This is a genomic window from Candidatus Kuenenia sp., assembly GCF_027493735.1.
In the GTDB taxonomy this organism is placed as follows: domain Bacteria; phylum Planctomycetota; class Brocadiia; order Brocadiales; family Brocadiaceae; genus Kuenenia; species Kuenenia stuttgartiensis_A.
Genome location: NZ_JAOSKF010000004.1, coordinates 1 through 25,793, shown reverse-complemented (window position 1 = coordinate 25,793; position 25,793 = coordinate 1). Strand labels below are relative to the sequence as shown.

The following is a 25,793-nucleotide window of genomic DNA, read 5'->3' as shown; positions in this document are numbered from 1 at the left end:
AGACGTAATCGATTATTTCCAGTAAGCATCCCAATTTTTATTTACCCGGTCAACAACCTCATCCGGCATGACAAGCGGTGAGGGGTAGCCTGTCTTCCATGTAGCGTCAATGCCCATTTTCCCCCTGAAAACGGGGCTTATGCCCACCAGTTTTTCTTCCGTGAATACAATATCCCTTTCGGCGTCGAATCGGGTAAATATGCCCCAGATCGTTTGTTCAAGATTGCAGATATCGACGTCAGTGCTTACCGCAGCGATAATGGCAGGGCCTGTAATTCCCGTCGATTTTGTGAGATTACGCACCACCTCTCTTCCATTCTCCTTTACGGAAACTACGAGAAGTGCCTCTCCCAGTAGATTCCAATGGATTATCCTGTTGTCAATATCTTTTAGCAGCGTTTCGAAATTTTGGGATGTTTTTCGGTCTACCTGTTTTTTTGCAGTGTCATCCCTTGTCGCATCGATAATCATTTTACTGCCAAGGTTCATTTTGTAACTGGTGAAATCAAGGGTATCCAGCGGAACCTTTGGAATCATGATAAAATCATACGCAGGGTCAAAATGTTCGTGGATTGCCCTGAGGACTGCATGAAAATCACGCGGGTTAACTTCTTCTGATACAGTTACAACACACTTCGTCAGAGAGAGTTGTCCCTCGCCCATTATAGAGAGCGCTGTTTTCATTGCCTCTTTCCTGTAGCGTTCTTCAACGGACACTACCAGCAGATTATGAAATCCCGCTTCGTAATATGCCCAGAGGTTTTTGATTTCAGGATGGATGAGGCGAATGAGGGGACCAAGCACTTGCTGCGTTGCGTTCCCCAGATATTTATCTTCCATTGGCGGCCTGCCGACAACGGTTGCGGGATAAACAGGGTTTTTGCGGTGTGTAATGGCGCTAATATGAAAAACAGGAAATTCAGAAGCGTTTGAATAATGCCCGAAATGGTCACCAAAGGGGCCTTCCATCCTCAATTCAGTGAGATGGACAGTACCTTCCAGAATAAACTCGGCATCAGCGGGAACAGGTATTGAAATAGTCTTTCCCTTTGCCATTCGTGTTCTTCTTCCGCGTAAAAAACCGCTGAACATTACCTCGTCAATTCCCTCCGGCAGGGCTGCAACCGTTGCCAGCAGGAGGGCGGGGTCAGTTCCCAATGCTACGGCGATTTCAAATGGTTTCCCTGATTTTTGGGATTGGAAATAATGAAAGCCACCGCCTTTTTGTATCTGCCAGTGCATGCCCGTTGTTTTCCCATCGAAAACCTGCATGCGATACATACCGACATTCCGTTTTCCGTTGCGGGGGTCGTAGGTGAAAACCTGTGGTAGCGTGATAAACGGGCCTCCATCCTCCGGCCAACAGGTGATTACGGGAAGTCCATTGAGGTCCGTTCCCTGAATTACCTCCTGCGATGTTGTCCAAAACGTTGTTTTGGGAAGGGTGCTGATGAGACGTTTTGTAATTCCAGGATGCTTAAAAAACACTTTCGGTTTAGGCGGCATTGCGTCTTCCATGAATGTGATGAGTTCTTCACCCAGTTGATCGGGATGTTTTCCCAATGCCAGTTCTATCCGTTTATCGCTTGCAAGTACGTTCATTGCAAGGGGAAACCGGGAATCTTTTATGTTTTCAAAGAGTAAGGCGGGAAGCCCTTGCTGCAGGGCACGAATAGAGATTTCGGCGGCTTCAAGTTTTGCATCTACCTCAGTTTTGATCCGTATCAGTTCACCGTTTTTTTCTAAGTATTTAAGAAAGTCCTGTAACGAATATATTTTCATGTATTAGTACCTTATCCGTAATTTATTTTGCACACTTCCATTCGTCAGCGCGTGCTTTCTGGCGAAATATTTAATGGTAAAATTCGATGCACAACCCAGACAGGGTTCGGAACCCTGTCTGGGTTTACCATGCGGGGATGGGTAAAAAGTCGTTGGGGCATTTGTCTTTTAAAACCCGGCCTGATTTATCCTCTCTTTGCAATTTCCTGTTTTGTTTTTTCATAGATTTCCTGAAGTTGCGTTTCGTCGGGAATGTATTGGATTTTTATGCTTTCCAGCAAATCAAAACCACACTCCTTAAGTGCGTCTTCCACGTGGCTAACAGACTGCCCTCCCCATCCATAAGAACCAAATGCCAGGCCAATCCTGTCTTTCGGCGAAAGCCCTTTTAAATAAGTGAGAAATGCCGACACGGTAGGAAGCAAATTACTGTTTAATGTAGGAGATCCCACACAAATAAATCTTGCGTCTAATACGTCCGTAACAACATCCGACAGGTGATTATAACGGAGATTAATCATCTTTGTACTAATACCGCCGTGATTGAAGGCGTTTTGTAAAGCATGTGCAATTTTTTCCGTGGATTTCCACATGGTATCATAAATAATAAGGCATTTATTCTTTGTCTGGTTGGCCGCCCATTTATTGTACTCATCTATAATATTTTTTATATGTGAGCGCCATACAATTCCATGACCTGGAGCAATCATGTCAATCGGGATATGAGAAAGTTTTTCAATGGTTTTTTTCACTAGCATGGAATAGGGCAGGACGATATTCGCATAGTATTTTTTCGCCTCTTCAATAACGGCTCCAAGGTAAAGTTCATCATCAAATCTTTCATGAGAAGCGATATGCTGTCCAAAGGCGTCATTCGAGAAAAGGATTTTATCCTCAACCAGATAACTTGCCATGTTATCCGGCCAATGAACCATTGGGGTCAGAAAAAACCTGAAGGTCCTTTTGCCAATATTGACTTCCTCATCCGTTTGCACCACCTTCATATTCCAGTCGTTCCCCTTATAATGCGCCAGCAGCCCTTTCTGTCCGTTAAGGGAGGTTACAATAGTGGCATTTTTTGCAATATCCATAATAAGCGGTAAACTGCCGGAATGGTCCATTTCGACGTGGTTTGCAATAACATACTGAATACTTGCGGGATCAATAAGAGAGGAAAGGCGCTGCATCATTTTGTCGAAGAGATACGGCCTGACGCCATCAATTAATGTTATTTTTTCATCAATTACCAAATAGGAATTGTATGTAGACCCCCGGTTGGTTGAATAACCATGGAAATTTCTTAAATCCCAGTCAACTTCTCCAACCCAATAAATTCCTTCTTTTAGTGGTATCGGTTTCATGCGAATTCCTCCTAAACGGTTAAAGGTATAACGAATAATGTAAATCCCGGCTCCGGTCGGGTATGTGTGTTGCAATCATAGTAACAATTCCGCCGGTTTGAAATGTATGCGGAGTACGATATAGTATAGCATTAGTCAATGAATAATTGTCATAAATATTGGCATACAAAATTCTCAAACCATAGTTCTAACTTGTTAACATTACAAATTGATTGTGATAGTCAAACAAATCCAGGTTTAGAAATTTAGCAGTAATTTAGTTTTTAAAAAGTAGGGGCGAATTACGAAAGCCGGGGCAGACACTCCGGTATTTTTGTAAAAATTACCAATATCTATGTAAATATTACGCGGTTTTGTATCCAGGGACCCAGCCTTGCGATATATGCGCAAAAGGTTTTTTAAGTTGTAACAACACATAATTAAACACATAAAGCATATATAATCTTCCTCTTGCATTTCTAAAAGCACATGGCATTCCTATTGCTATCTATTTTAAACAGTTACTTAAAAGCCGGGGGTTCCTGGCCATGCAGGGCAGGAGCGCCGTCTGCCGGAATTTCGGCGCCGGTAGGACGCCATATAATTTATCTTGACATGCCCTGTGCTAAGACCCACAATAGATGAATTTGATATTCTCACATTAAATGCCCCCTTTTAAAGGCGGGGTAATGTTTACAACAAACAAAAAATTCCAGATTCAAATAATGTGATATTTTGTACCAAATAAACTGAGACGTAGCCCTCCCTGCTCAACGAAAGCAATGTTAACCACATATCCCTTTCTTATGAAATGGGAAAGATAAGCAACGCCGATGAGACCGGCAATTTATGAAGAAAAAAAGAACCCTTTCAGCATCTCTGCTCTACCGCCCATGGGAATAATCCAGTTGCGAGCCTTCATTAAAAAACACGACCTGTTTAGCATACTTACCGGTATAACTATTTTCCTTTTCTTCTTTGAACTAGGCGGTAGAAGTTTTGAGGTCAGGGACACCCGTAGGTTTGCGGAAATCGCACTGGAGATGCTACAAAGTGGAAACTGGCTTATACTTTACAAGCATGACGAAATTTATATGAATAAGCCACACATGTTCATGTGGCTGATTGCTCTTTTTTCTTCTATCGGACACCACGTTACTCCCCTTACTGCCCGCTTGCCCAGTGCTATTGCAGGCATTGCAAGCATTCTTGCAACATTCTGTTTTATCGGAAAATTTTCCAGCAAACGCACTGCTTTCATCGCTGGTGTAATCCTTGCCACTACCCAGAGATATTTCTGGTATGGACGAACTTCCTTACCCGACATGCTCTTCACTACTTTTATCATGCTTGCCCTATATTCTTTCTATCTTGGATACAAACAAAAGCCGGTTTTTTATATTGGCTTACATTTTTTTACCTTCCTTGCAATCTTAACAAAAGGTCCGCTGGCTATTATTTTTATCTTCGGTACTATTGCGGTATTCCTCATCCTTCAAAGAAATTTACGGGCTATGAAAGGAATGAAATGGCGATGGGGTATAATCCTCCTTCTGACAATGACCGGATTATATTTTGCATTTATACTAAAAGTAGGATTTGAACCATTTATCGCCACAATAAAAAGGGAATTCTTAACCCGGGTAAATAGCCCTATAAACCACGGAGAACCATTTTATTATTATTTAGTTACTCTTTGGACGGATTTCCTGCCATGGTCATTATTTATTCCGTTTGCCGTGATCTTTGCCTATAAAAAATGGCGGGAAGGAGACGATTTCATTACCTTTTCTTTCTGCTGGACGATACTCATTTTTGTATTTCTCTGCACAGCGAAGGCAAAGCATACAAGATATATGCTCCCCCTCTACCCTGCGTTATCGATCATAATAGCAAGCCTCATTGCTAATACATTGAAAAGGCCGGTTATGAACTTTTTGTGGCTACAGGTATCGGTGCGGTGGATTATTTTTGTAATGGCCGGAGCAGGAATAATTCTCCTTGTTGCTGTACCTGTCTATCTCGTTACGTATTCCTGGATTGGAATATTCACATCCCTTATCACACTCCTTGTCTTATCAGGGGTATTTCTCTCCCTCCGCCGAAAAACCGGATTCGCCAATGCAAGTTTTACGATGTGTATGTTTGCAGCAATCATAGGATGGGGAATATACATTCATTGCCTTACGGTTCATTCGAAGGAAGTAACTTTTGGTACAAAACTGACCGATGTAATAAAAAAAGAACTGGGAGACCTGAATGGCTGTGATATACGCGGGTATAAATTAGGTGAATCGTTATGGACTATTATAAACCTAAGTTTGAACGCCAATATCTCCCTAATCAAAAATACTGATGAGTTAAAGACCTTTTTAAACACGTCAGAACACCTGCAGCCGGTCTGCATTATTGAAAAAAATACTTTTCTTGACATAAAAAACAATTTGGCGGATACTACGTTACACACCGTGGATATTTGTACAAAAAAGCGTAAGGTAACGCTTATTTTCAGAAGAGAGCGCCAGACAAACCCGGCAGCACACCCGGCATGGCAAGACATCGAAGAAGAAGGGAATCATAGATGAAAAAACCTGATATCTCCATTGTTATTCCATTATACAACGAGGCGGATAATATTGAACCTCTTGGACATGCCATCCTCCTTGCCATGCAGGGACAAAACTACGAGGTGATCTTTGTGAACGATGGCAGCACTGACGGTAGTGCAAAAAAACTAAAAGAATGGTGTGCGGTACATACAAACTTCCGCACCATTCATTTCAGGAGAAATGCGGGCCAAACGGCGGCCATGGATGCCGGCTTTAAATCTGCTGCGGGAGAATATGTCGTTTCAATGGATGCCGACCTGCAAAATGATCCGGCGGACATTCCTGCATTGCTTGAAAAGTTAAACACATATGATATGGTATGCGGGTGGCGGCAAAAGAGAAATGATCCATGGATAAAGCGGATTTCCTCAACGGTGGCAAATTTCATCAGAAACAAACTTTCATGGGAAGATATTAAAGATACAGGATGTTCCCTTAAAGCATACAGGAAGGAATGTCTGAATCGCATCAAATTGTTTAACGGCATGCATCGGTTTCTGCCTACCCTGTTTAAGATGGAAGGATTCACCGTCATAGAAGTAGTGGTAAAACACTACCCAAGGAAATTCGGGAAATCGAAATATGGGATATCAAACAGGGCCTTTCGGGCATTTATTGACCTGTTAGTTATACGATGGATGAAAAAGCGGACGCTTCATTATGAGGTGGAAGAATGACGCTCCTTACAACTCACATAAATACATGGGTTGTCATAGGTTTTACCGGCCAGCTTCTTTTTGGATCGAGGTTCTTTGTCCAGTGGATTATTTCTGAAAAGCGCGGCGAGAGCATTATTCCCGAGATATTCTGGTATCTGAGTATGGGCGGAAGCGCTATGTTGCTCATGTACGCTATCTACCGTCATGACCCCGTATTTATTCTGGGACAATCCACCGGGCTTATTATTTACATACGCAACATCATGCTGATTTACAAAAAGAGAAAAATAGTGAAAATAGCGGCTGGAGACCAGCGTGAGAAACATCCGGCAAATCCTTAACGCAGCAAAGCCACAACCAAAATGCAGGTAACATTTACAAATGTAGAGATGCATCAGTCCCCAATCCTCAATCCTCAATCCTCAGTCCTCAGTCGGCAATTTGCAATTTGCCGACTGAAGAAGTGTCACTTAAATATTTTGCCAAAAAATGAGCGGCATAAATTTTGTTTGACTATAAATAGTATCTATTCAGCGTAACACACCAAATATTATATCTTCATTTTTGATATCGAATTTTATTGTACCACAAACAGCATACCCCTAACGGGGCCACATTGTTTTTTATGTCCACCCGGATTTTTCAAAAAACTAAGGCGCTACAAAGAGTTACAAACTTTTACGATTTGGTCACTTTAGAAAATCAGGGAAAACATTTCCCCACAACAGGAAAATTTCTTTTACTTAAAGCGGATGTTCACCCCTGCCAAAACGCATAAGTGCTTAATACATAGTTTGTTAAGGCTGTATTTTTAATAAATATGTAGTCACTAATATATTGTTATTATACGACAATATACTTGACGGATAATGGTTGTTATCTGTACAATGGTGGACATGCATATTGTAGAGAACAAGTCAAAATCCGGTAAAAAAATCTATCGATCTACCCTTCTGCGGGAATCGTACCGTGAGGATGGGAAGGTCAAGAAACGCACCATTGCGAATCTGTCGAATTGCACTCCCCTGGAGATTGAAGCGATAAGACTTGCACTCGCACATAAAGACGATCTCTGTGCATTGGGCGCATTGTCAGAATCGGTGAAACTCCATGAGGGTTTGTCTGTGGGAGCAGCGTGGAGCGTGTACCAAGTGGCAAAGGAATTAGGGATAGAAGAGGCATTGGGAAAGGACTTTGAAGGAAAGCTGGCGCTTTGGCAAGTAATGGCAAGGGTAATAGGCCAGGGGTCAAGACTGTCTGCAGTAAGGCTGGCGCAGATACATGCTGCGGGTGACGTCCTGGATATGAAGCGTGGGTTTGACGAGAACAATCTGTACGATAATTTGTCATGGTTGTCAGAGAATCAGGCAAAGATAGAGCGAAAGCTGTTTGAGTTAAGACGAGGAGGCAATAAGCCGAAGTTGTTTTTGTATGACGTGACGAGCAGTTATTTAGAGGGGAAGTCGAATCATTTTGGTGAGTACGGGTATAATCGTGACGGCAAAAAGAGGAAAAAACAGATAGTGATCGGTATGCTTTGTGATGAATCCGGGGAGCCGGTATCAACAGAAGTATTTAGGGGCAACACCCAGGATCCGAAGACCTTTGAATCTCAGGTAAAGAAGGTATTAGAGCGGTTTGGATGCAAAGATGTAACGATTGTAGGAGATCGTGGGATGATCAAGACGGTGCAAATCGAAAGTTTACCGGAAGGGTTTCATTACATAACGGCGATAACCAAGCCGCAGATAGAGTCGTTGATAAATAAAGGGATACTGCAATTAGGATTGTTCGAAGAAAAGCTCTGCGAGATAAAGGATGATGAGGTTCGATATATTCTGAGGCGCAATCCGGTAAGGGCGGAAGAGATGTCAAAGACCCGTGTATCAAAATTACAGAGTATAGAGAAATACATCGTGAAGAAGAACAGTTATCTGAAGGAACATCCTAAGTCGTCAGTATCGAAGGCACTGGAAACAACAAGGGAAAGGCTAACGAGATTGAAACTTGATGGGTGGGTGCAGATAAAAGAAGAGGATAGGACGCTAAAGATAGAGAGAGATGAGGAAGCATTAAAGGAGGCATCATACCTTGATGGTTGTTACGCAATCAAGACTGATCTTGAGGAGAACGAGGCGGATACCAATCTGGTACATGAACGATACAAGGATTTAACGGAAGTGGAGAAGGCGTTTCGGGACTGTAAGACGGTGAATTTGGAGGTTCGTCCGGTGTATGTAAGAAAGGAGGATAGTACACGGGGACATGTGTTTGTGGTAATGCTTGCGTACATGATAATTCGAAGGCTGCGCAGAGCGTGGAAGAATTTTGACTTGACGGTAGAGGAAGGTCTCGCACAATTGACGACCATTTGTTCGATGGAAGTAACAATCAAAGGCCAAAAAGCTAGTTGCCAGAAGATCCCGCGTCCGCGGCAACAATCACATGAATTATTAGAGGCATTACAGATAAAGTTGCCAGAAGTATTGCCAAGCCGGAACATACGGGTAGTCACTAGAAAAAAGCTTGCTGTTCGGCGTAAAAGTCAATAAATATAAGGCTTTTACGGCACTTTTGTTTTTTGACTTGGGGTGAACATCCGTTAAAGACCAATAAATTCCCTGCCATGCCCCGCCATTTCAATTATCATTCCAGTTATAACCTCATAATATATATAAGGTTAACACTTCTTTGAAATATAAAGAATATTTTGTGGCGTATTTGGCATGAATATTGATTCGAATAATGGTGGAAATTTTTAGCAGGATGATTACTGAATAATTTAAAGGTAAAGTTTAAATGACAAGAATTAATACAAATATAGGAGCGTTGAATGCTCTAAAGTCATTAAACGACCAGGCCAATATTTCACCGCAAACGATAATGAATTTGTTTAAATAATATTGTAATATGCTATTGAGAAATTATTTTAAGAAATTTAGAGACCGTTAGTATTATGATTCCATGTTTTTTCATCTCGTCTATTAAGTCTAAATCTATTTTGACATCATCGTCGCGAGTGACAAGATAATCGATTCTGCCTTTTATTCGTTATGGCAGCCTCCGGAACCATATTGTCCTTTTTTGTCCCTGCAGAGATTTGTATCATCTGTCAAATATACCCTGAGACCTGCGCCTGCCAGTATTTCAATAAACATATCGATTTCGTCATCGGTTATTTTGGAGAGATTTTTTATCCTGGAACGTCTGAGAACGTCTTACAATTCTTTGAGGAGATAGTGTTGATATGACCATGTCAAATTCCAGGCAGAGGAATTTTTCCATAATTTTGGCAGGATAGCCTTTTCTGTTAATAAAAGCAGAAACCCATACATTGGTATCAATGAGGACTATTTTTTGAGTCATTTATTTTCCCAACTTCTCTATGAGCTTCTGTAATAGCAATTTCTATTTCTTCCGATGAATGTTTATCCGTTCTTTTATAAATAGTTTCAGTTAGTGTTTTCAGTTGATTACACAAACGTTCATCCAGATTAATATCAAGTTTAACCCGCTCATGCTCATTGAGTGAAACAGGTTCTAAGGGTTTAAATACGCCATCTTCAAATATGGCATTGATGGTTTTAGACATTTTTTATTACCCCTTATAATAAATCTGGTACCGCAATATAATATGGCTATTAAACCATTTTCATCGTTTTTGGGTGTTGCAAATGAAACATGATGACTGATAACTTATTTTGTCATTACAAGTGGAAGCGGATTAGAAATCCGATGCTCTATCCATCATACCAAAACCACATGCTTGTCATTGCGAGGGCGTCAGCTGTCATTGCGAGGGTCTTTTCCGAAGTAATCTCATAAACCGTCATAGAGATCCTTCCATCCTGCATTCATTTCATTAATTAATTCTATTTTTTTGGCCCTTGAGCCACCCTTAATTTGCCTCTCCCGCGATATGGCGTTTCTTACGCCACGAAATATCTCGTAGTATACTGATTGCTTCGGAAAAAACCCTCGCAATGACAAGCGGAGAGACCCTCGCAATGACAAGCTGATACCTTTTGGATGGCCCTATACATTTGAACCGGTACGGAAACAGAAATGCCAGATGCTTCCGACTCGAAAGTAAGACTACAAAAAACAGCTTGAGTACATATACTACAACACGATATGGTTATAAAACCATTTTCATCGTTTCCGGGTGTTGCAAATGAAACATGATGACTGTTTGGTAACGCAGTGGCAGCAGTGGCACTGGAAACTACATTCGCAGGTTTATAACCGTTCGGTTGATCTCACAACAAAGCCTGGACCAAAGCAAAGTAACACTTTAGTCTTTTGGAAAATGTACTACCTATAAGCTCCGTAGGAGCAGCCTGTTTGTCGCAAAATAGGATATTATAACAGATCTTAGAGACAGGTTTGAAACCTGTCTCTACAATTAGGAGCGACCTGTCTCTTGTAAATCCATATAAACAGGCCTACCTGAATACGGACAGGCCGCTCCTACGGAGCTATTTACCCTATTGAATTTTATTGCGCTACTACAAACAGACCGCCCCTAACAGGGCTGCATGGTATTTTTTCTATCACGGAAATTTTTCAAAAGACTAAAATGTTGCAAATTTTGTGATTTGGGCACTGGAATTTTATTGCAATACATGGCTCCATTATCCACACAAACTCATGGTTTGCAAACCTTAATCCACTTGGAGTTAGGCTGGGAAGTAAATAAGGTACCCCCCTTGATTAATGCTTAATTTATAGACAATAAAATGCATTTTGCTACTTTATTTGCCATGACACGACAAAGCGATGCATAGAATTTGAAGGGGCATACTATCGCACCTTATCGAGCGGAAATGAGTGTCTGAAGTTCAGGAGGGGGAAACGGTGGGGGCATTATTACAGGCAGCTCGTGAATTGTAATTACAATTTTATACGCAATCCATCATAAGCGAGTTCCACGTTTTCAGGAAGCCTGCTATTTGTTGACTCATGCTCTATATCATGGCATATGTGGGTAAAATAGGTCTTTTGGGGCCTGACTTTAGAGACAATATCCAGCGCCTGGTCTATATTGAAATGCTTTGCGTGAGGCGTGTAGCGGAGTGCGCCCAGGACAAGGACGTCGAGATTCATTAATTTTGCCAATGAGTGATCGGGTATTTCACTCACATCCGTTATATAAGCGAATCTTTCGAACCGATAGCCCGTAACGAGGCCATTCCCATGAATAGCGTCAATCGGCACAATGGAAAAACCGCCTATTTTTACATTGCCATCAATGGCGTTAAGAGAAAAGCGGGGTACATAGCCATCGTTTTTTGCCCGGATATCAAACGCATAGGCGAAAATTCTTTTTATGCCCTCAAGGGTATCTGGTGTGCCATAAATAGGGATGTCTTTACGCTGTACAATATTGAACCGCCGGAGATCGTCCAGCCCGAAAATATGGTCTGCATGGATATGGGTTATGAGGACGGCATCCAGCCTGGTAACGTTGTTCTTTATACATTGAAGCCTCATTTCCGGCGTGGCGTCGATAAGGATGTCGCAGCCATTTTCACAAACAAGAACTGACGTGCGCATCCTTTTATTCTTTGGATTATCGGAGGTACACACCTTGCAGTTGCATGCAATCATCGGTACGCCGTGCGATGTTCCCGTGCCCAGGAATATTACTTCCATCATTTGTACCCTTTCAAAGGATATGAATACATTTAAGGGACTTGAAATTTTCTATTATGCTGCAGCAGTCGGTAGTCTACAGTCGGAAAATCGCAGGTTGAGGACTGCCGATTGCCGACCACAGAAGCAACAATTAATATTTTGTCAAAAATGCAATGAAATTACTAATAAGGTACTAAATTGTTACGTTATTTGTGCCTTCGCATGCCAACACGTTGACTCCATATTTTTTTTACTATCCCGTCATCGTCTTCATCATAAATTTCACCCAAAATCTCTTCCAGAATATCCTCCATGGTTACGATTCCAACGGGTTTTAAATTTTTACAAACTATTGCCATTTGGAGGTGATATGTCTGAAGATTTTTTAATATCTTCAAAATGGGGTCATTTACCTCTACAAAATAAGGCTCACGGACCAGGTTTGACAATGAAAAAGGGCTTTTTGTATCCATCATTGCAATGAACTCTTTCGTGTGCAAAATGCCAAAAACCTTTAACTCTCCTTCTTCCGAAATAACAGGAATCCTTGTATGGCCGCAGGCAATTACCACCTTCAGTATGTCTTCTTTGTTCATTGATACGGGTATGGTTACTGCTTTGGAAAATGGAAGCATTATTTCAGAAACCTTTTTAAATCTCAAGGCAAATAGGTTTAAAATGTAGTCTTTGTGAAACGGAGGCAATGATTCCAGGGAAAGTTCGGGGGTCACGGTTTTATCAGAAACCGTTGTACGAATACCAAACAGCGATAAGAGTTTTATCGTCGATTCTTCCAGGGTATGAATAACGGGCATGGCAACCTTTATCATTATTCTCAGGAAACGTCCCGATACTAAAGACACCTCTTCGGGGTAACGGATTGCAATTGCTTTTGGCACCAATTCGCCAATAACAACGGAAAAAAAGGTAAATGGAATAACAAAGAGGGCAATGCCTAGAATTTTTGCGGTTGTTTCCGAAACATTAAGTAATTTTTGAAGAAACGGGAGTATCGTTTTTTCGACTTCCGCACCACCCACAGCAGCAGATAGTATGCCAACAAGGGTGATGCCTACCTGAATAGCGGCGAATGTCCTTTCCGGCCTGCTTTTTAAGTGCAGGAAAATTTTTGCCGCGCTATTCCCCCTGGACGCCATACTGCGCATGAGCGGCACGTTGGTGGATGCAAATGCCATTTCTACACACGAAAACAAACTATTAAACAAAAGCATTATTGCTATTATAATCCAATCCATAACGTATCTTCATGTATGGGTTAAATGGTATTTGCTTCTAAAAAACTCTTTTGGTATGTTTTGTGGTTCACGAACGGTACGATGGTAATGTGGCGGGAAAGAGTGAAATTCATTTATAAAGAAAAACCCTCAAATTTTTCTAAAATTGCGGTTTTAACTGCTTCGTATGATGGCGGAACTGATACAGGTAGATTTGCAAACCTTGGTGTAACTTCTTTCAGTTTATTTTCGTGATAATTTATCTTAAACTCGGTAAACTTCAACCCGTGTGCGGTTGAAATAACCACGACCTTTTCATGCGCTTTAATTTTTTTCTTTTCCAGCAATTTTTTCAGAACGGCAAGCGCAACGCCTGTGTGGGGACAGCTAAACAGTCCCGTTTTGTCCGCTTGCGCCGCTGCATTTGCCAATTCGTCTTCCGTTGCCTGTTCGACAATCCCATCAAACTTTTTCAATATATTGATCGCCTTTTGGTAACTTACGGGATCCCCTATCTGAATGGCGCTGGCGAGTGTTTTTTGTGCTTTTATTGGCTTAAATTCTTTAAAACCTGTCAAATAACTAAGATACAAAGGGTTTGCCTTGGCTGCCTGAGCGCATACAATGCGCGGCCTTTTGTTTGTAATACCCATTGCTTCCATAATCAGAAAACCCTTTCCTATGGCGGAAGTGTTACCTAGATTCCCTCCGGGGACGACGATTACATCGGGGACTTCCCAGTCAAACTGTTGTACAATTTCGACGCTGATAGTTTTCTGTCCTTCGATGCGCAGAGAATTCATGGAATTGGCAAGATAGATATTGTTTTTAAGACACACCTCCCTGACCAGTTTCATGCAGCCGTCAAAATCCGTATCGATGGAGAGCGTAAGGGCGCCGTTTGCAATGGGCTGGATAAGCTGTGCCAGGGACACCTTGTCCTTTGGGAGAAATACAATTGAAGGAATCCCGGCCGCTGCACAATATGCGGCAAGGGCGGCAGATGTATCCCCGGTGGAGGCGCAGGCTACCGCGGGAATTTTTTTCCCTTCTGAAATCATCTGTTTTACCATGGAAACCAGTACGGTCATTCCCAAATCTTTAAAAGATCCCGTGTGGGAATTTCCGCATTGCTTGATCCAGATATTTTCAATGCCGAGTTCCTTTCCCAGCCTTTCAGCCCAGAAAAGGTTACTGCCGCCTTCATACAAGGAGACTACATTTTCATTTTTCACCTGCGGACATACAAATTCCTTCTTTCCCCAGACAGAACTGCCATATGGCCATTTCGTGCGAAGATAGCGTGCATCCAGCAAATCCTTCCAGTATTTTGCGTCGTGCTTACGCAATTGATCCAGGTCATGCACGACCTCAAGAAGGTTGCCGCATTTTTTGCAATGATAAATAATTTCGTTTAGCTTGTATTTTTCATCGCAGCCCGCAATGCATTGAAACCACGCTCTGTATGGCATGAAGCCGTTCTCCCTTTTCCCTCGTAAAATAAATATTTTCTACAATTACTTCTGTGAAATTTTTTCTCATTATAGGCAGACATACATTGGATTATCAAGTAAAATAAAAAGGCCTTTCCCGCGCAGAACGGTTATTTTCGTTTTGACAAAAACACTCTTGTTCTGATAAGCTTCTCACAAGCCGTTGTATCGACAAAATTGTATAATGCCAGACCACCATAAAAATTTTGAAAGTGTTTATAATGTTGCCATTCTTCAAAGATTTTGATAAAGAAACTTTCAAACGTGGGCTGAAACATGCCTTCAGTGTTGGCACTGCGCAGGAATACGAGGTATTTAAAGAATACGAACATGCCCTCGCTGCCCGATTAGCGGCAATAATTCACAAAAGAAGGCTTACCATACCGGCAACAATGTTTCTGGAGTGTATGCAGCCGCTTAACTATATTGGAAGTCAGGCAATGGTATTCTTAAGGCCATTTTTAACCTTTTTCTTTTCCCCCAAAGAATATGATATACTTCAGGGCATTCTTGAAAGAAGAAAGGGTATGAAGATGATAATTGAAGCATTAGAAAATGCGCCACATCAACATCAGCAAGAAGATAAAAAGAAAAACGAAGAAAAATTGTAATAATTCGTAACACTTTAGTTTTTTGAAAAGTGTACTACATATAAGCTCCGTAGGAGCAGCCTGTTTGCAGCAAAATAGGATATTATAACAGATCGTAGAGACAGGTTTGAAACCTGTCTCTGCAATTAGGGGCGACCTGTCTCTTGTAAATCCATATAAACAGGTCTGCCTGAATACGGACAGGCCGCTCCTACGGAGCTATTTACCTTATTGAATTTTATTGCGCTACAAACAGACCGCCCCTGACGGGGCTACATGGTATTTTTTCAATCCCGGGAATTTTTCAAAAAACTAAAATGTTACAATAATTCACATTAAAATAGAACATAGATTATGGAACAAAAATATCCTGATTTGAATGTTATCATTGCCACAGATTGTGGCAGTACCACTACAAAAGCTATTTTAATTGAGAAAAATGACGGCGTTTACCGGCAAACATTCAGGGGAGAATCACCGACAACCGTGGAAGCCCCTTTTGAAGACGTTACCCGTGGAGTACTCAACGCATTTGCGGAGGTGGAGGAGCTTTCAGGCAGGAAGATTTTAGACGGAGAAAAAATTATAACTCCTGCCAGTGGCAATGTGGGGGTTGATATTTATGTTTCCACAAGCAGCGCAGGCGGGGGATTGCAAATGATGGTTGCGGGGGCAGTCAAGACTATGACAGCAGAAAGCGCCCAAAGAGCGGCATTGGGGGCAGGCGCAATCGTCATGGACGTCATTGCCTCAAATGATAAACGGCTCCCTCATGAAAAAATTGACCGGATAAGACACCTGCGGCCCGATATGATACTCCTTTCCGGAGGTACGGACGGGGGGACGGTTACCCACGTAGTGGAACTGGCAGAATATATCGCGGCAGCGAATCCAAGACCAAGGCTCGGCATGTCATTTCAACTTCCCATTGTGTATGCAGGCAACAAGGACGTTCGTCAAAAAATCACCGAAATACTGGGGGAAAAAACTTCGCTGCATATCACTGAAAACCTGCGTCCCACACTGGAGCGGGAAAATCTTTTCCCTGCACGCCAGGAGATTCAAAAACTCTTTCTTGAACATGTCATGGCGCAAGCGCCAGGCTACAAGACACTGATGACCTGGACAGGCGCCCCGATTATGCCTACCCCGGCGGCAGTCGGCCTCATTATGCAGACGATAGCAAAGAGGGACAATATTAACGTAGTCGGGGTTGATATTGGTGGTGCAACAACTGATGTTTTTTCCGTTTATGGAGAGGTCTTCAACCGTACGGTTAGCGCAAATCTGGGAATGAGCTATAGCGTGTCAAATGTTTTGGCAGAGGCGGGACTTCCGAATATTTTGAGGTGGATGCCTTTTGATATAGAGGAATCTGATTTAAGGAACAGGATTAAGAATAAAATGATCCGCCCTACGACCATACCGCAAACTCTGGATGAACTAAAAATAGAGCAGGCATTGTCTCGTGAAGCGCTCAGGCTTTCCTTTGATCAGCATAAATCATTGGCAGTCGGGTTAAGAGGTGTACAGCGGGAGAGGGATATTTCCGAGGCGTTACAACAGGATGTTTCAGCAGAAACGATTGTTGACATGCTAAAATTAGATCTTCTGGTTGGCAGCGGAGGGGTATTATCCCATGCGCCGCGAAGGGTGCAATCAATGCTTATGATGATTGACGCCTTTCAGCCGGAAGGGATAACGAGGATTGCCGTGGACAGTATTTTCATGATGCCGCATCTCGGAGTCCTTTCCTCAATAAATGAAAAGGCGGCAACGGAGGTATTTATGAAAGATTGCCTGATTCATCTTGGAACCTGCGTTTCTCTTGCAAAAAGCCGCACCGGCAAGGCAGGGGAGGCATGTCTGTCGTATAAAATAACCCTGCCCGGTGGGAAAACAAGGGAAGAATCAATGCCGTTTGGAGATTTGCGCGTGATACCCCTTGATATTAATGAAACTGCGGAAATGGAGATATCCCCGTCGAAGAATTATGATGTAGGCAAGGGAAGGGGAAAGGCTATCACCGCACATGTACATGGCGGGGTTATCGGCGTTGTAATCGATACCCGGGGAAGACCTGTTGTTTTGGCGAAAGATAAAGCCTCGCGGGTAGAGCAATTAAAGAAATGGACGCAAGCCATTGATGCGTATCCGCAATAGGAGTTTTACCAGGACGTTAAATTATGCTTAGTACTTATCACTACTTTCTTTGCACACTTCCATTCGTCAGTGCGTGCTTTTTGGAAAATATTTAATGGCCACTTCTGTAGTCGGCAATCTACAATCAGCAATCAGCAATCAGCAATCGGCAAATTGCAGATTGAGGATCGAGGACTGGAGATTGGGGACTATTTTCGCGCTTGTTTGGTTCTGGCCATGCCAGCTTAGGAATTTCAATATTTTTTAAAGGCGCATTGCATGCGTCTCTTTGTTATGTCAATATTTTTCTTTACGTACAGCAGTTTACAGACGTATGCAATGCGTCTCTACATTAAAAACAGGATTTTGTAAAACATGACACACGCATATACACCTGGTTTACGCATATCTGAAAAAACAAAAATCGCAAGCCGAAGATCCTTGCCCCTGCTGGGTGACGTTCTTGTTAAAAAAGGCGCTACGTTGAAGGCTGAGGATGTTGTAGCTGTCACCCATTTACCCGGCAAAGTGCACGTCACTAATGCGGTTAACCGGCTGGGAATTCAACCAAAAGACCTTAAGGATTACATGTTGAAAAAAGAGGGTGATTCCGTACAGAAAAACGAACCCATTGCGGAGACAAGGCCATGGCTGAAGATGATGAAATCTGTTTTGCTATCGCCCATTACCGGTACTATTGAAACAATCTCTACGATAACGGGACAAATTCTTCTGCGCGAACCTCCAAGGCCGATCGAGGTATATTCCCACGTTGATGGTATCGTTACAGAAGTAATGGAAAAAGAGGGGGTGGTGGTAGAAACGGTTGGCACCTTCATACAGGGGATTTTTGGCGTTGGCGGGGAAACGGTTGGCGAACTTGCAATCGCCGTTGACGGCCCTGACGATATAATTACCGCAGATAAAATTCATTCTGAATACAAAGACAAAATTATTGTTGGCGGCGCTTTTGTTGAATATGATACCATTGAAAAGGCAAAAAAGATCGGCGTTAAAGGTATAATTGTCGGTGGTTTTAATGATGATGACCTTAAGAAACTCCTGGGATATGATTTAGGCGTGGCGATTACCGGTTCGGAAGAAATTGACATAACGCTTATCATTACGGAAGGGTTTGGGCGCATACAAATGGCACAAAGGACGTTCGAATTGCTCAAATCCCGCGCAGGCGCCAAGATTTCAATAAACGGGGCGACTCAGATACGTGCAGGGGTGGTGCGTCCTGAAATTATAATACCGCTTGCAACTCAGACAACCGGAGAGAAAGATACTGGTATGGCAGACAGAGGTATGGAAATCGGAGATCCGGTGAGGGTCATTCGTGCGCCCTATTTTGGCAGGATCGGAAACATCAAGGCACTGCCCTTTTCCCCACAACTCATCGAAACAGAAGCCACCGTACGCGTGCTTGAAGTAGCATTTGCAGATGGCACATCTGCGGTTGTTCCCCGGACAAATGTGGAAATGATTGAAACTTAATTACGCCTTTACGTACAACTTATTTCCTCCATCCTCGTTTTGTAAGTTTTTGTTCATTAAAAACCGCTAAATTCGAAATTCGAAAAAATCTCAAAACTCAAAACTACAAATTCAAATATTCCAAACCTCGTTTTTAATTTTTTTCACTTGATATTAGAATTCGCTTCGGATTTTCGAATTTGGTTGCGGCCAAAGACGACACCAGGTGTTTAATGGCGAAATCCCCCCCTACCGGCAGGCAAGAACAATATAAAATGGAGGTTCAAGTTTGCATTGATGCAAAGCCTTAATGCCAGCATCCATTAACCAGCCTTATTCGGCAGGTAATCTTTCTGCTTCTGCTTCGGCTTCGGCTTCGGCTTCGGCTTTAGCCGCTTCTTCTTTCTGTTGTTTTTCTTTCCGTTTTTTTTCTGCCTGCCTTATGTCATATTCAAGCTCACGGTTGAGTTTATCCGCATCCGTTTTCGAGTCATCAATAAAAAATTGCTCTGAGGTTTTAAATTTTATATATACCCTTTCGTCACCGCAGCCTGGAAGAACGAATAAAATAGCAAGGATTGGTATTGTCTGTAAGAGATAATTTCGTAGTTTCATGCATAGTATTCCTTTAATGAAATATTAAAACGGAGGGTTTGCGGCTAGTATATTTAGTACCTTATCAGTAATTTTTTCGCATCTTTTGGCAAAATATTTAATGGTGAAATACGAAATACGCAACGCGAAATACGAAACAAATTCTAATGACAAAATGATTGTGACTATTCAGCGTAATTTATTAAACTACCGGAGATCAGAGCGCAATTGCGTTCCCAAACAGATACTTCACTATGTTCAGTACAAGGTTTGGGAACGAGCCATGTATCGTTTACCCTCAATAGTTACAGATAATTTAAAATTTTAAACAAGAGCACCTTTCGTATTTTTTATTTCGTGCTTCGTGGTTAAAATCTTTTTGGTGGCGGCTATACCACTCTATGAAATGTTATTTACCTAAAATTTTTTGCACGTTTTCCGTGGAAGGTTTTTCTATTACGCCTTTCTCGGTAATAATCGCAGTAATATTTTTTGCCGGCGTTACATCAAAGGCGGGATTGAATACCTTTACTCCCTCCGGTGCCGTTCTTTTGCCAAACCCGCAGGTAACTTCCTCTGATGACCGTTCTTCAATGGGAATTTCATCGCCAGATGTGATATTCAGGTCAAATGTAGATACCGGAGCTGCGACATAGAAAGGAATGCCATGTTCTTTTGCCAGGATTGATACGCCATATGTGCCAATCTTATTTGCGGCGTCGCCATTTGCCGCAATCCTGTCTGCGCCCACAATAACACACTGAATCTTGCCTAATTTCATTACATGAGCCGCCATGTTGTCGCATATAAGTGTAACGTCTATGCCGGCATGCATGAGTTCCCATGTCGTCAGTCGTGCGCCTTGCAAAAGTGGACGGGTTTCGTCGGCGTAGACCTTAAATTTTTTACCGTTTTCTTTTGCCTTAAACATAACTGCCAGCGCGGTGCCGTAATCCGCAGTGGCAAGTCCGCCCGCATTGCAATGTGTAAGAACGCCATCACCGTCTTTAATAAACTTCGCTCCGTTTTCCCCTATTTGCCTGCAAATAGATTTGTCTTCATTTTGAACATTGATTGCTTCCCGCAAGAGGATTTCTTTGATTGTATGGACCGGTTTATCACGGTTTTCCCATGCAACACGTTCCATTCTGGAAAGCCCCCAGAAAAGATTTACCGCCGTAGGCCGTGAGGAACCAAGATAGTTTGTAACATTCTTTAGTTCTTTAAAAAAAGCCTCTGTATCATCGGTGCGAATATCTTTAATTCCTAATAACACGCCGGTAACCGCTGCGATGCCAATTGCCGGCGCTCCTCGTACCATGAGTGTTTTAATTGCGCGCCAAATACTCTTTAAGTCTTCACAATATATATACTTTATTTCAGCAGGCAAAAGGGTCTGGTCGATCAATCGAACACGGCCTTCTATATTCCCTTCCCACTCTATGGTTGGTAACGGCATTTCCATCTCCTTATGTAATAATACATACCATCTATAAACTTAATTGTTATGCTATTTGGGATTTTGAATTTCTGCATTTCGCAAACTAAAATTAAAGGGGGTGAGGTGCTACAATGCTTTTCGTCCGGGGTAACAGCCGCCATCATTTTAACAGAGTGTTATATATTTGTGTAATAAAATCCGGCAGGAACTCCGATAATGAGCGTGATGCGAACTTTGCCTGTTTACGGAGATTTTTTAAGGTAAAAATGCTGTACGGTTTCTTAAATAGGTACAATGATACGGCAGGCACATTTATGTTCCCTTTTTCATTAACAAGGTTTTCACAGACAGCCACATCTTCATCTGCCCTATCGGAAATTGCCCGCACGACAATAAATGGGATCCCTAGATTATGCGACTGTTCCGCAATCAGAAAAGATTCCATGTCAACGGCAATTGCATAAGTAGTATTTCCAAGTAATTTTTTGTATGAAGATAAGTGGATTATTTTATTTGTTGTCGCAATTATTCCATAATGTACTTTAAAACGAGGGCTGCCGGACAATTCCCTCGCCACATCCAAAATGGAAGATTCACAGGAAATAACCGGGCTGCTATGCGCTTTCTTTCCCAATGTTTCATCTGTTACATACAATACTTTTTCCCCTATGACCAAATCGCCCACATCAATTTCCGGCCGCAGCGCCCCCGCAAAACCAGAAGAAATTACTAACTGTATTCTGAATTGTTGAGATAAGTGCTGGAGAACAGAGGAAACGTTTTGCCCTATTCCCGTCTGAATAAGTGCTACCGGAAAACCATACAGCTCGGCATGGTAAAATGTAATATGTCCGAAACGTATTTTCCCCAAAATATTTACTTTTGATTTTATAGAAACAATTTCCCGGCTTAGAGCGAAAAATATTACAATCATTGTTCTTGCGCTAATTTAACGTTTAGGAATTTCAATTTTTTTGTAGAGACGCATTGCATGCGTCCGGAAACTGCTGCACATAATGAAAATGTTGAATGAAACAACAGAGAGACACATGCAATGCGTCTCTACATCAACAATCTAAGGTGGGATATGGAAACCCACGGCAACATCAAAGTTATATTGCAAAGTACTACAAATCAGGCATGTTGTCGAAATGATAGTTAATCAACAGAGTCAATATGGAAGTAAATCTCGGACCAATGCGTCTATAAGCAAACAACACGCGGAATGAAAAGAGGTGCTAGAAATATTTAGCGGTAGCGAGGAAAAATATAGAAAGGATATCGAAAGGAGCCAAACAGATAGATAAGAAAGAATTAGTTATGAGAATTAAAATATTTCGAAAACATATTATCTACCTGATCCTGGCTCAACCAATCTTTTGCTTCTCCCATGTCTATATTTGTCGCAACTTTTATATATTCATTAATATACTGAAGTAAATCCTTTTTTGTAATAGCCTCCATTTTTACCAGTAATTCACCTATACGCAAATTGTTATCATGCTTTTGTAAACTGAGCACTTCATTTAATGTTTCTTGTGAAATATAATTATTCTTAACTAAAAATTCACCTATTTTCATTAACAATCTCTTATTTTATGATTTAATCTTTTTATCTTTACGATATTATATCGGTTTGCCAAATCATACATAAAAATTATGCCTATTTATTATTTTGCAAATTTAGTGGCTCAAAAATTCAAAATTAATTAATACTTCTTCAAATAATTGTAGCGCTTCATAGTTTCTTATGGTTCCACGGATGTAACATGATGAATGTTTTTAAAAACGGACAAAATTTGAGGTTAATGACAGCGTCGTTTAGTCCAAACCTTTCAATTTATTCTTCAAGATTTCATTCACTATTTTTGGGTTTGCCATTCCCTTTGATTCTTTCATAACTTGTCCAATGATAAAGGCAATAGCATTCTTTTTACCCTTTTTATAATCTTCTATCGCATTTGGATGAGAAACAATAACCTTATCTACTATTTCAATTATCTGCCACTCATCACTAATTTGCGCCAGTTTTTTTTCTTCGATAATTGTTTTTGGTTCTTTTCCCGTGTCAATCATTTCAGAAAACACTTCTTTGGCAATTGTATTGCTTATTGTGCCATCATCAATCATTCCCACGAGAGATGCTAATTGCTCCGGTTTCATTTTCAGCGAAGCAATATCCAACCGTTTCTCTTTTACTTCCCTTAACAAATCATTTATTATCCAATTACATAATGCTTTAGGGAGATTTACAACCTTCACACATTCCTCGAAAAAATCTGAAAGCATTTTATCCTCAGTCAACAAATCAGCGTCGTAATTGGATAATTGAAAAGACGCTACAAACCTCTGTTTTCTTTCAAGAGGAAGTTCCGGAATAGTATCTTTTATCGAACATATCCATTTTTCATCTATCACAAACGGTAATAAATCCGGCTCGGGAAAATAGCGGTAATCCTGCGCTTCTTCTTTTGAACGCATTCTTACGCTTCTCCCGCGTATTTCGTCCCATAATCGCGTTTCCCGCTCTATCATTTCACCACGATTCAGTAATTCGCGCTGCCTTGATGTTTCATATTCAATCGCCTTTAATACAGATTTCATTGAGTTTAGGTTTTTAATTTCCACCCTATTACCCAATTTTTTTTCACCATTTTTTCTCAATGAAATGCTTGCCTCAAATCTAAGTGATCCCTCCTGCATCTTACAATCAGATATGCCTGTATAAAAAATTATTTTTCTTAATGTCTGCATATAGCTTTCTACTTCAACTATATTTCTCATGTCCGGGTATGAAACAATTTCCAACAAAGGAACTCCAGCTCTGTTAAAATCGATAAGGCTATAATCTGCACCTGCTTCTTCAGGGTGTATAAGCTTACCGGCTTCTTCTTCCAGATGAACATTATGTACCCTGATTTTCTGAATGGCATTGTTCACTTCAATAACGATAAATCCATCAACACCTAAATTATAATAATTTTGTGAAATCTGATAGTTTTTGGGTAAGTCCGGATAATAATAACTCTTTCTATCAAAATTCGTGTATCGGTTAATAGTGCAATTCAGTGCTATAGCAGCCTTTAATGCATACTCAAAGGCTTTTTTGTTTACGACCGGCAAAACACCAGGCATTCCTAAACAAATTGGACATATTTGTGTATTGGGCTCAGCGCCAAACTTTGCATTACAACCACAAAACAATTTTGTGACTGTAGACAATTCAGCATGGGTCTCTAGTCCTATAACAACCTCGTAAGCCATTTGAATATTTTTGCCTTTAATACAGTAAAATTACAATTTGGGTTCAATCAAATGAAAGTCAGTATCTCTTTCAAAAGAATATGCAATTTGTAACATTTTAGCTTCTTCGAAGTAATTGGTGAGTATCTGCAAACCAATCGGCAAACCTTCTTTAGAAAATCCACAAGGAATCGAAATGCTTGGAATGCCGGACAAGTTTGCGGGAATGGTATAAATGTCAGAAAGATACATCTCTAAGGGATTGTCAATACGTTCTGCGATCTTAAATGCAGGAACAGGGGAGGTGGGGCAAACAATGCAATCAACTTTTTCAAAGACCGTGTCAAAATCTTTTTTTATTAAATTCCTCACTTTTGAAGCTTTTAAATAATAAGCCTCATAATAACCTGAACTTAATGCATAGTTGCCGAGCATAACACGCCGTTTCACTTCATTACCAAATCCTTCCGAACGGGACCGGCAATACATTTCATCAATGCCTTTTATATTGTTTGCACGAAAACCATACCTTACACCGTCAAATCGCGATAAGTTAGAGCTTGCCTCTGCATTTGCCACTATATAATAAACAGCAACTGCATATTCAGTATGGGGCAAAGATACCTCTACAAGCTTAGCCCCAAGTCTTTCGTAAATTTTTAAAGAGTTATCTACTGCCGTACGAACATCAGCATCCAAACCCTCTGCAAAATATTCACGCGGAATGCCAATTTTAATGCCTTTTACACCACCACCAATTCCATTTAGATAATCAGGGACATTTATATCAGCACACGTAGTATCATTCTTATCTTTACCTGCAATTACACTCAAAAGCAATGCAGCATCACTTACATCCTTAGTGATAGGGCCAATTTGATCAAGAGAAGAACTAAATGCAACTAAACCAAATCGAGATACCCTTCCGTAAGTTGGTTTTAATCCAACAACTCCACACAAAGCCGCAGGCTGTCTTATTGAACCACCAGTTTCAGAACCCAATGCCATAAATGCAAGATCTGCGGACACTGCTGCTGAGGAACCACCGCTTGATCCGCCTGGCACAAAATTTTGATTATAAGGATTGCGAGTAATTTTATAGCTGGAGTTTTCGGTTGAAGAACCCATTGCGAATTCATCCAAATTGGTTTTGCCAATTATAATGGAATCTTCTTCTTTTAACCGTTTAACAACAAAGGCATCGTACGGTGGGATAAAAGTTTTGAGAATCTTAGAGGCACACGTAGTAGTTAAATCTTTTGTACAAATATTATCTTTAACGGCAATGGGGATACCCGCGAGCAAACCTACACTCTCATGGTTTGCAACCTTCTTGTCAATTTCCTTAGCCTTTTTAAATGCGTTTTCTTCATCTAATGTAAGAAATGACTGTATATTTGAATCGATCTTAAAAATCCGTTCAAACAACATATTAACTATGTCCGTTGCCCGAATTTCTTCTGATAATATTTTCCGTTTTATTTGAAGTGCGGTAAAACTTAAAAATTTCAAAAACGCTTCTCTTATAACAAATTATTTATTCCAGTAC

19 protein-coding genes are annotated in these 25,793 nt (G+C 41.2%); 7 read left to right on the top strand and 12 right to left on the bottom strand.

Annotation, left to right across the window (positions count from 1 at the left end; translation table 11 throughout):
- Positions 1 to 12: 12 nt before the first annotated feature.
- Entirely contained in the window at positions 13 to 1,782 is a 1,770-nt protein-coding gene (locus M5U24_RS03380) for a menaquinone biosynthesis decarboxylase (RefSeq protein WP_099324308.1), read from the bottom strand.
- 185 nt (positions 1,783 to 1,967) lie between these two features.
- On the bottom strand, positions 1,968 to 3,143 hold the full coding sequence (locus M5U24_RS03375) for an FprA family A-type flavoprotein (RefSeq protein WP_099324309.1): 1,176 nt from the start codon (positions 3,141 to 3,143) through the stop codon (positions 1,968 to 1,970).
- Positions 3,144 to 3,955: 812 nt separating this feature from the next.
- Between M5U24_RS03375 and M5U24_RS03370 the strand changes: the two genes are divergently transcribed.
- The 4 genes from M5U24_RS03370 (at position 3,956) to M5U24_RS03355 (ending at position 8,942) form a co-directional block, all read left to right on the top strand.
- A complete protein-coding gene (locus tag M5U24_RS03370) occupies positions 3,956 to 5,707 on the top strand; it encodes a glycosyltransferase family 39 protein (RefSeq protein ID WP_099324310.1) in 1,752 nt (583 codons plus the stop codon).
- Entirely contained in the window at positions 5,704 to 6,408 is a 705-nt protein-coding gene (locus M5U24_RS03365; RefSeq protein ID WP_099324311.1) for a glycosyltransferase family 2 protein, read from the top strand. Before M5U24_RS03370 ends, M5U24_RS03365 begins: the two co-directional genes overlap by 4 nt.
- Positions 6,405 to 6,731: a lipid-A-disaccharide synthase N-terminal domain-containing protein gene (locus M5U24_RS03360; RefSeq protein ID WP_099324312.1), complete on the top strand. Its 327-nt coding sequence runs from the start codon at positions 6,405 to 6,407 to the stop codon at positions 6,729 to 6,731. Before M5U24_RS03365 ends, M5U24_RS03360 begins: the two co-directional genes overlap by 4 nt.
- A gap of 528 nt (positions 6,732 to 7,259) precedes the next feature.
- Positions 7,260 to 8,942: an IS1634 family transposase gene (locus tag M5U24_RS03355; protein ID WP_205713364.1), complete on the top strand. Its 1,683-nt coding sequence runs from the start codon at positions 7,260 to 7,262 to the stop codon at positions 8,940 to 8,942.
- Positions 8,943 to 9,730: 788 nt separating this feature from the next.
- On the opposite strand, the gene M5U24_RS03350 is transcribed toward M5U24_RS03355, so the two are convergent.
- The 4 genes from M5U24_RS03350 to thrC all read right to left on the bottom strand — a co-directional run bounded on the left by M5U24_RS03350 (position 9,731) and on the right by thrC (position 14,734).
- Entirely contained in the window at positions 9,731 to 9,982 is a 252-nt protein-coding gene (locus tag M5U24_RS03350) for an antitoxin family protein (RefSeq protein WP_099324314.1), read from the bottom strand.
- A 1,301-nt stretch (positions 9,983 to 11,283) separates the two neighbouring features.
- Entirely contained in the window at positions 11,284 to 12,048 is a 765-nt protein-coding gene (locus M5U24_RS03345; protein WP_197705346.1) for an MBL fold metallo-hydrolase, read from the bottom strand.
- Positions 12,049 to 12,233: 185 nt separating this feature from the next.
- Complete coding sequence (locus M5U24_RS03340) at positions 12,234 to 13,283, bottom strand: hemolysin family protein (protein WP_099324315.1); 1,050 nt, start codon at positions 13,281 to 13,283, stop codon at positions 12,234 to 12,236.
- Positions 13,284 to 13,396: 113 nt separating this feature from the next.
- Positions 13,397 to 14,734 carry a threonine synthase gene (gene thrC, locus M5U24_RS03335; RefSeq protein ID WP_099324316.1) on the bottom strand — a complete coding sequence of 446 codons (1,338 nt, stop codon included), beginning with the start codon at positions 14,732 to 14,734 and terminating at the stop codon, positions 13,397 to 13,399.
- Positions 14,735 to 14,976: 242 nt separating this feature from the next.
- On the opposite strand from thrC, the gene M5U24_RS03330 reads away from it, so the two are divergent.
- The 3 genes from M5U24_RS03330 to M5U24_RS03320 all read left to right on the top strand — a co-directional run bounded on the left by M5U24_RS03330 (position 14,977) and on the right by M5U24_RS03320 (position 18,987).
- A complete protein-coding gene (locus tag M5U24_RS03330; protein ID WP_099324317.1) occupies positions 14,977 to 15,366 on the top strand; it encodes a hypothetical protein in 390 nt (129 codons plus the stop codon).
- A 333-nt stretch (positions 15,367 to 15,699) separates the two neighbouring features.
- Positions 15,700 to 17,508 (top strand): glutamate mutase L, encoded by a 1,809-nt coding sequence (locus tag M5U24_RS03325; RefSeq protein WP_099324318.1) that lies wholly within the window; start codon positions 15,700 to 15,702, stop codon positions 17,506 to 17,508.
- Between the two features lie 354 nt (positions 17,509 to 17,862).
- Positions 17,863 to 18,987, top strand: coding sequence for a hypothetical protein (locus M5U24_RS03320; protein WP_099324319.1), 1,125 nt, complete (start codon positions 17,863 to 17,865; stop codon positions 18,985 to 18,987).
- Between the two features lie 312 nt (positions 18,988 to 19,299).
- Here the strand turns inward: M5U24_RS03320 and M5U24_RS03315 are convergent, their stop codons facing one another.
- The 6 genes from M5U24_RS03315 to gatA all read right to left on the bottom strand — a co-directional run bounded on the left by M5U24_RS03315 (position 19,300) and on the right by gatA (position 25,756).
- Complete coding sequence (locus tag M5U24_RS03315) at positions 19,300 to 19,581, bottom strand: hypothetical protein (protein WP_099324320.1); 282 nt, start codon at positions 19,579 to 19,581, stop codon at positions 19,300 to 19,302.
- A gap of 388 nt (positions 19,582 to 19,969) precedes the next feature.
- Positions 19,970 to 21,019, bottom strand: coding sequence for an S-methyl-5-thioribose-1-phosphate isomerase (mtnA, locus tag M5U24_RS03310; protein WP_099324321.1), 1,050 nt, complete (start codon positions 21,017 to 21,019; stop codon positions 19,970 to 19,972).
- 142 nt (positions 21,020 to 21,161) lie between these two features.
- Positions 21,162 to 21,935, bottom strand: coding sequence for a hypothetical protein (locus tag M5U24_RS03305; protein ID WP_099324322.1), 774 nt, complete (start codon positions 21,933 to 21,935; stop codon positions 21,162 to 21,164).
- Between the two features lie 380 nt (positions 21,936 to 22,315).
- On the bottom strand, positions 22,316 to 22,582 hold the full coding sequence (locus M5U24_RS03300; RefSeq protein ID WP_099324323.1) for a hypothetical protein: 267 nt from the start codon (positions 22,580 to 22,582) through the stop codon (positions 22,316 to 22,318).
- Positions 22,583 to 22,822: 240 nt separating this feature from the next.
- Positions 22,823 to 24,265, bottom strand: coding sequence for an Asp-tRNA(Asn)/Glu-tRNA(Gln) amidotransferase subunit GatB (gene gatB / locus M5U24_RS03295; RefSeq protein WP_099324324.1), 1,443 nt, complete (start codon positions 24,263 to 24,265; stop codon positions 22,823 to 22,825).
- A 30-nt stretch (positions 24,266 to 24,295) separates the two neighbouring features.
- On the bottom strand, positions 24,296 to 25,756 hold the full coding sequence (gatA, locus tag M5U24_RS03290) for an Asp-tRNA(Asn)/Glu-tRNA(Gln) amidotransferase subunit GatA (RefSeq protein WP_099324325.1): 1,461 nt from the start codon (positions 25,754 to 25,756) through the stop codon (positions 24,296 to 24,298).
- Between the last annotated feature and the right edge of the window lie 37 nt (positions 25,757 to 25,793).

What these genes read in the sequence shown, in the direction of transcription:
- M5U24_RS03315 (WP_099324320.1), bottom strand. Translation starts at nt 19,581, where the DNA reads ATGAAACTACGAAATTATCTCTTACAGACAATACCAATCCTTGCTATT.
- M5U24_RS03320 (WP_099324319.1), top strand. Translation starts at nt 17,863, where the DNA reads ATGACACACGCATATACACCTGGTTTACGCATATCTGAAAAAACAAAA.
- mtnA (WP_099324321.1), bottom strand. Translation starts at nt 21,019, where the DNA reads ATGCCGTTACCAACCATAGAGTGGGAAGGGAATATAGAAGGCCGTGTT.
- M5U24_RS03360 (WP_099324312.1), top strand. Translation starts at nt 6,405, where the DNA reads ATGACGCTCCTTACAACTCACATAAATACATGGGTTGTCATAGGTTTT.
- M5U24_RS03370 (WP_099324310.1), top strand. Translation starts at nt 3,956, where the DNA reads ATGAGACCGGCAATTTATGAAGAAAAAAAGAACCCTTTCAGCATCTCT.
- M5U24_RS03380 (WP_099324308.1), bottom strand. Translation starts at nt 1,782, where the DNA reads ATGAAAATATATTCGTTACAGGACTTTCTTAAATACTTAGAAAAAAAC.
- M5U24_RS03350 (WP_099324314.1), bottom strand. Translation starts at nt 9,982, where the DNA reads ATGTCTAAAACCATCAATGCCATATTTGAAGATGGCGTATTTAAACCC.
- thrC (WP_099324316.1), bottom strand. Translation starts at nt 14,734, where the DNA reads ATGCCATACAGAGCGTGGTTTCAATGCATTGCGGGCTGCGATGAAAAA.
- M5U24_RS03305 (WP_099324322.1), bottom strand. Translation starts at nt 21,935, where the DNA reads ATGATTGTAATATTTTTCGCTCTAAGCCGGGAAATTGTTTCTATAAAA.
- gatB (WP_099324324.1), bottom strand. Translation starts at nt 24,265, where the DNA reads ATGGCTTACGAGGTTGTTATAGGACTAGAGACCCATGCTGAATTGTCT.
- M5U24_RS03300 (WP_099324323.1), bottom strand. Translation starts at nt 22,582, where the DNA reads ATGAAAATAGGTGAATTTTTAGTTAAGAATAATTATATTTCACAAGAA.
- M5U24_RS03340 (WP_099324315.1), bottom strand. Translation starts at nt 13,283, where the DNA reads ATGGATTGGATTATAATAGCAATAATGCTTTTGTTTAATAGTTTGTTT.
- M5U24_RS03365 (WP_099324311.1), top strand. Translation starts at nt 5,704, where the DNA reads ATGAAAAAACCTGATATCTCCATTGTTATTCCATTATACAACGAGGCG.
- M5U24_RS03355 (WP_205713364.1), top strand. Translation starts at nt 7,260, where the DNA reads ATGGTTGTTATCTGTACAATGGTGGACATGCATATTGTAGAGAACAAG.
- M5U24_RS03330 (WP_099324317.1), top strand. Translation starts at nt 14,977, where the DNA reads ATGTTGCCATTCTTCAAAGATTTTGATAAAGAAACTTTCAAACGTGGG.
- M5U24_RS03345 (WP_197705346.1), bottom strand. Translation starts at nt 12,048, where the DNA reads ATGATGGAAGTAATATTCCTGGGCACGGGAACATCGCACGGCGTACCG.
- M5U24_RS03375 (WP_099324309.1), bottom strand. Translation starts at nt 3,143, where the DNA reads ATGAAACCGATACCACTAAAAGAAGGAATTTATTGGGTTGGAGAAGTT.
- M5U24_RS03325 (WP_099324318.1), top strand. Translation starts at nt 15,700, where the DNA reads ATGGAACAAAAATATCCTGATTTGAATGTTATCATTGCCACAGATTGT.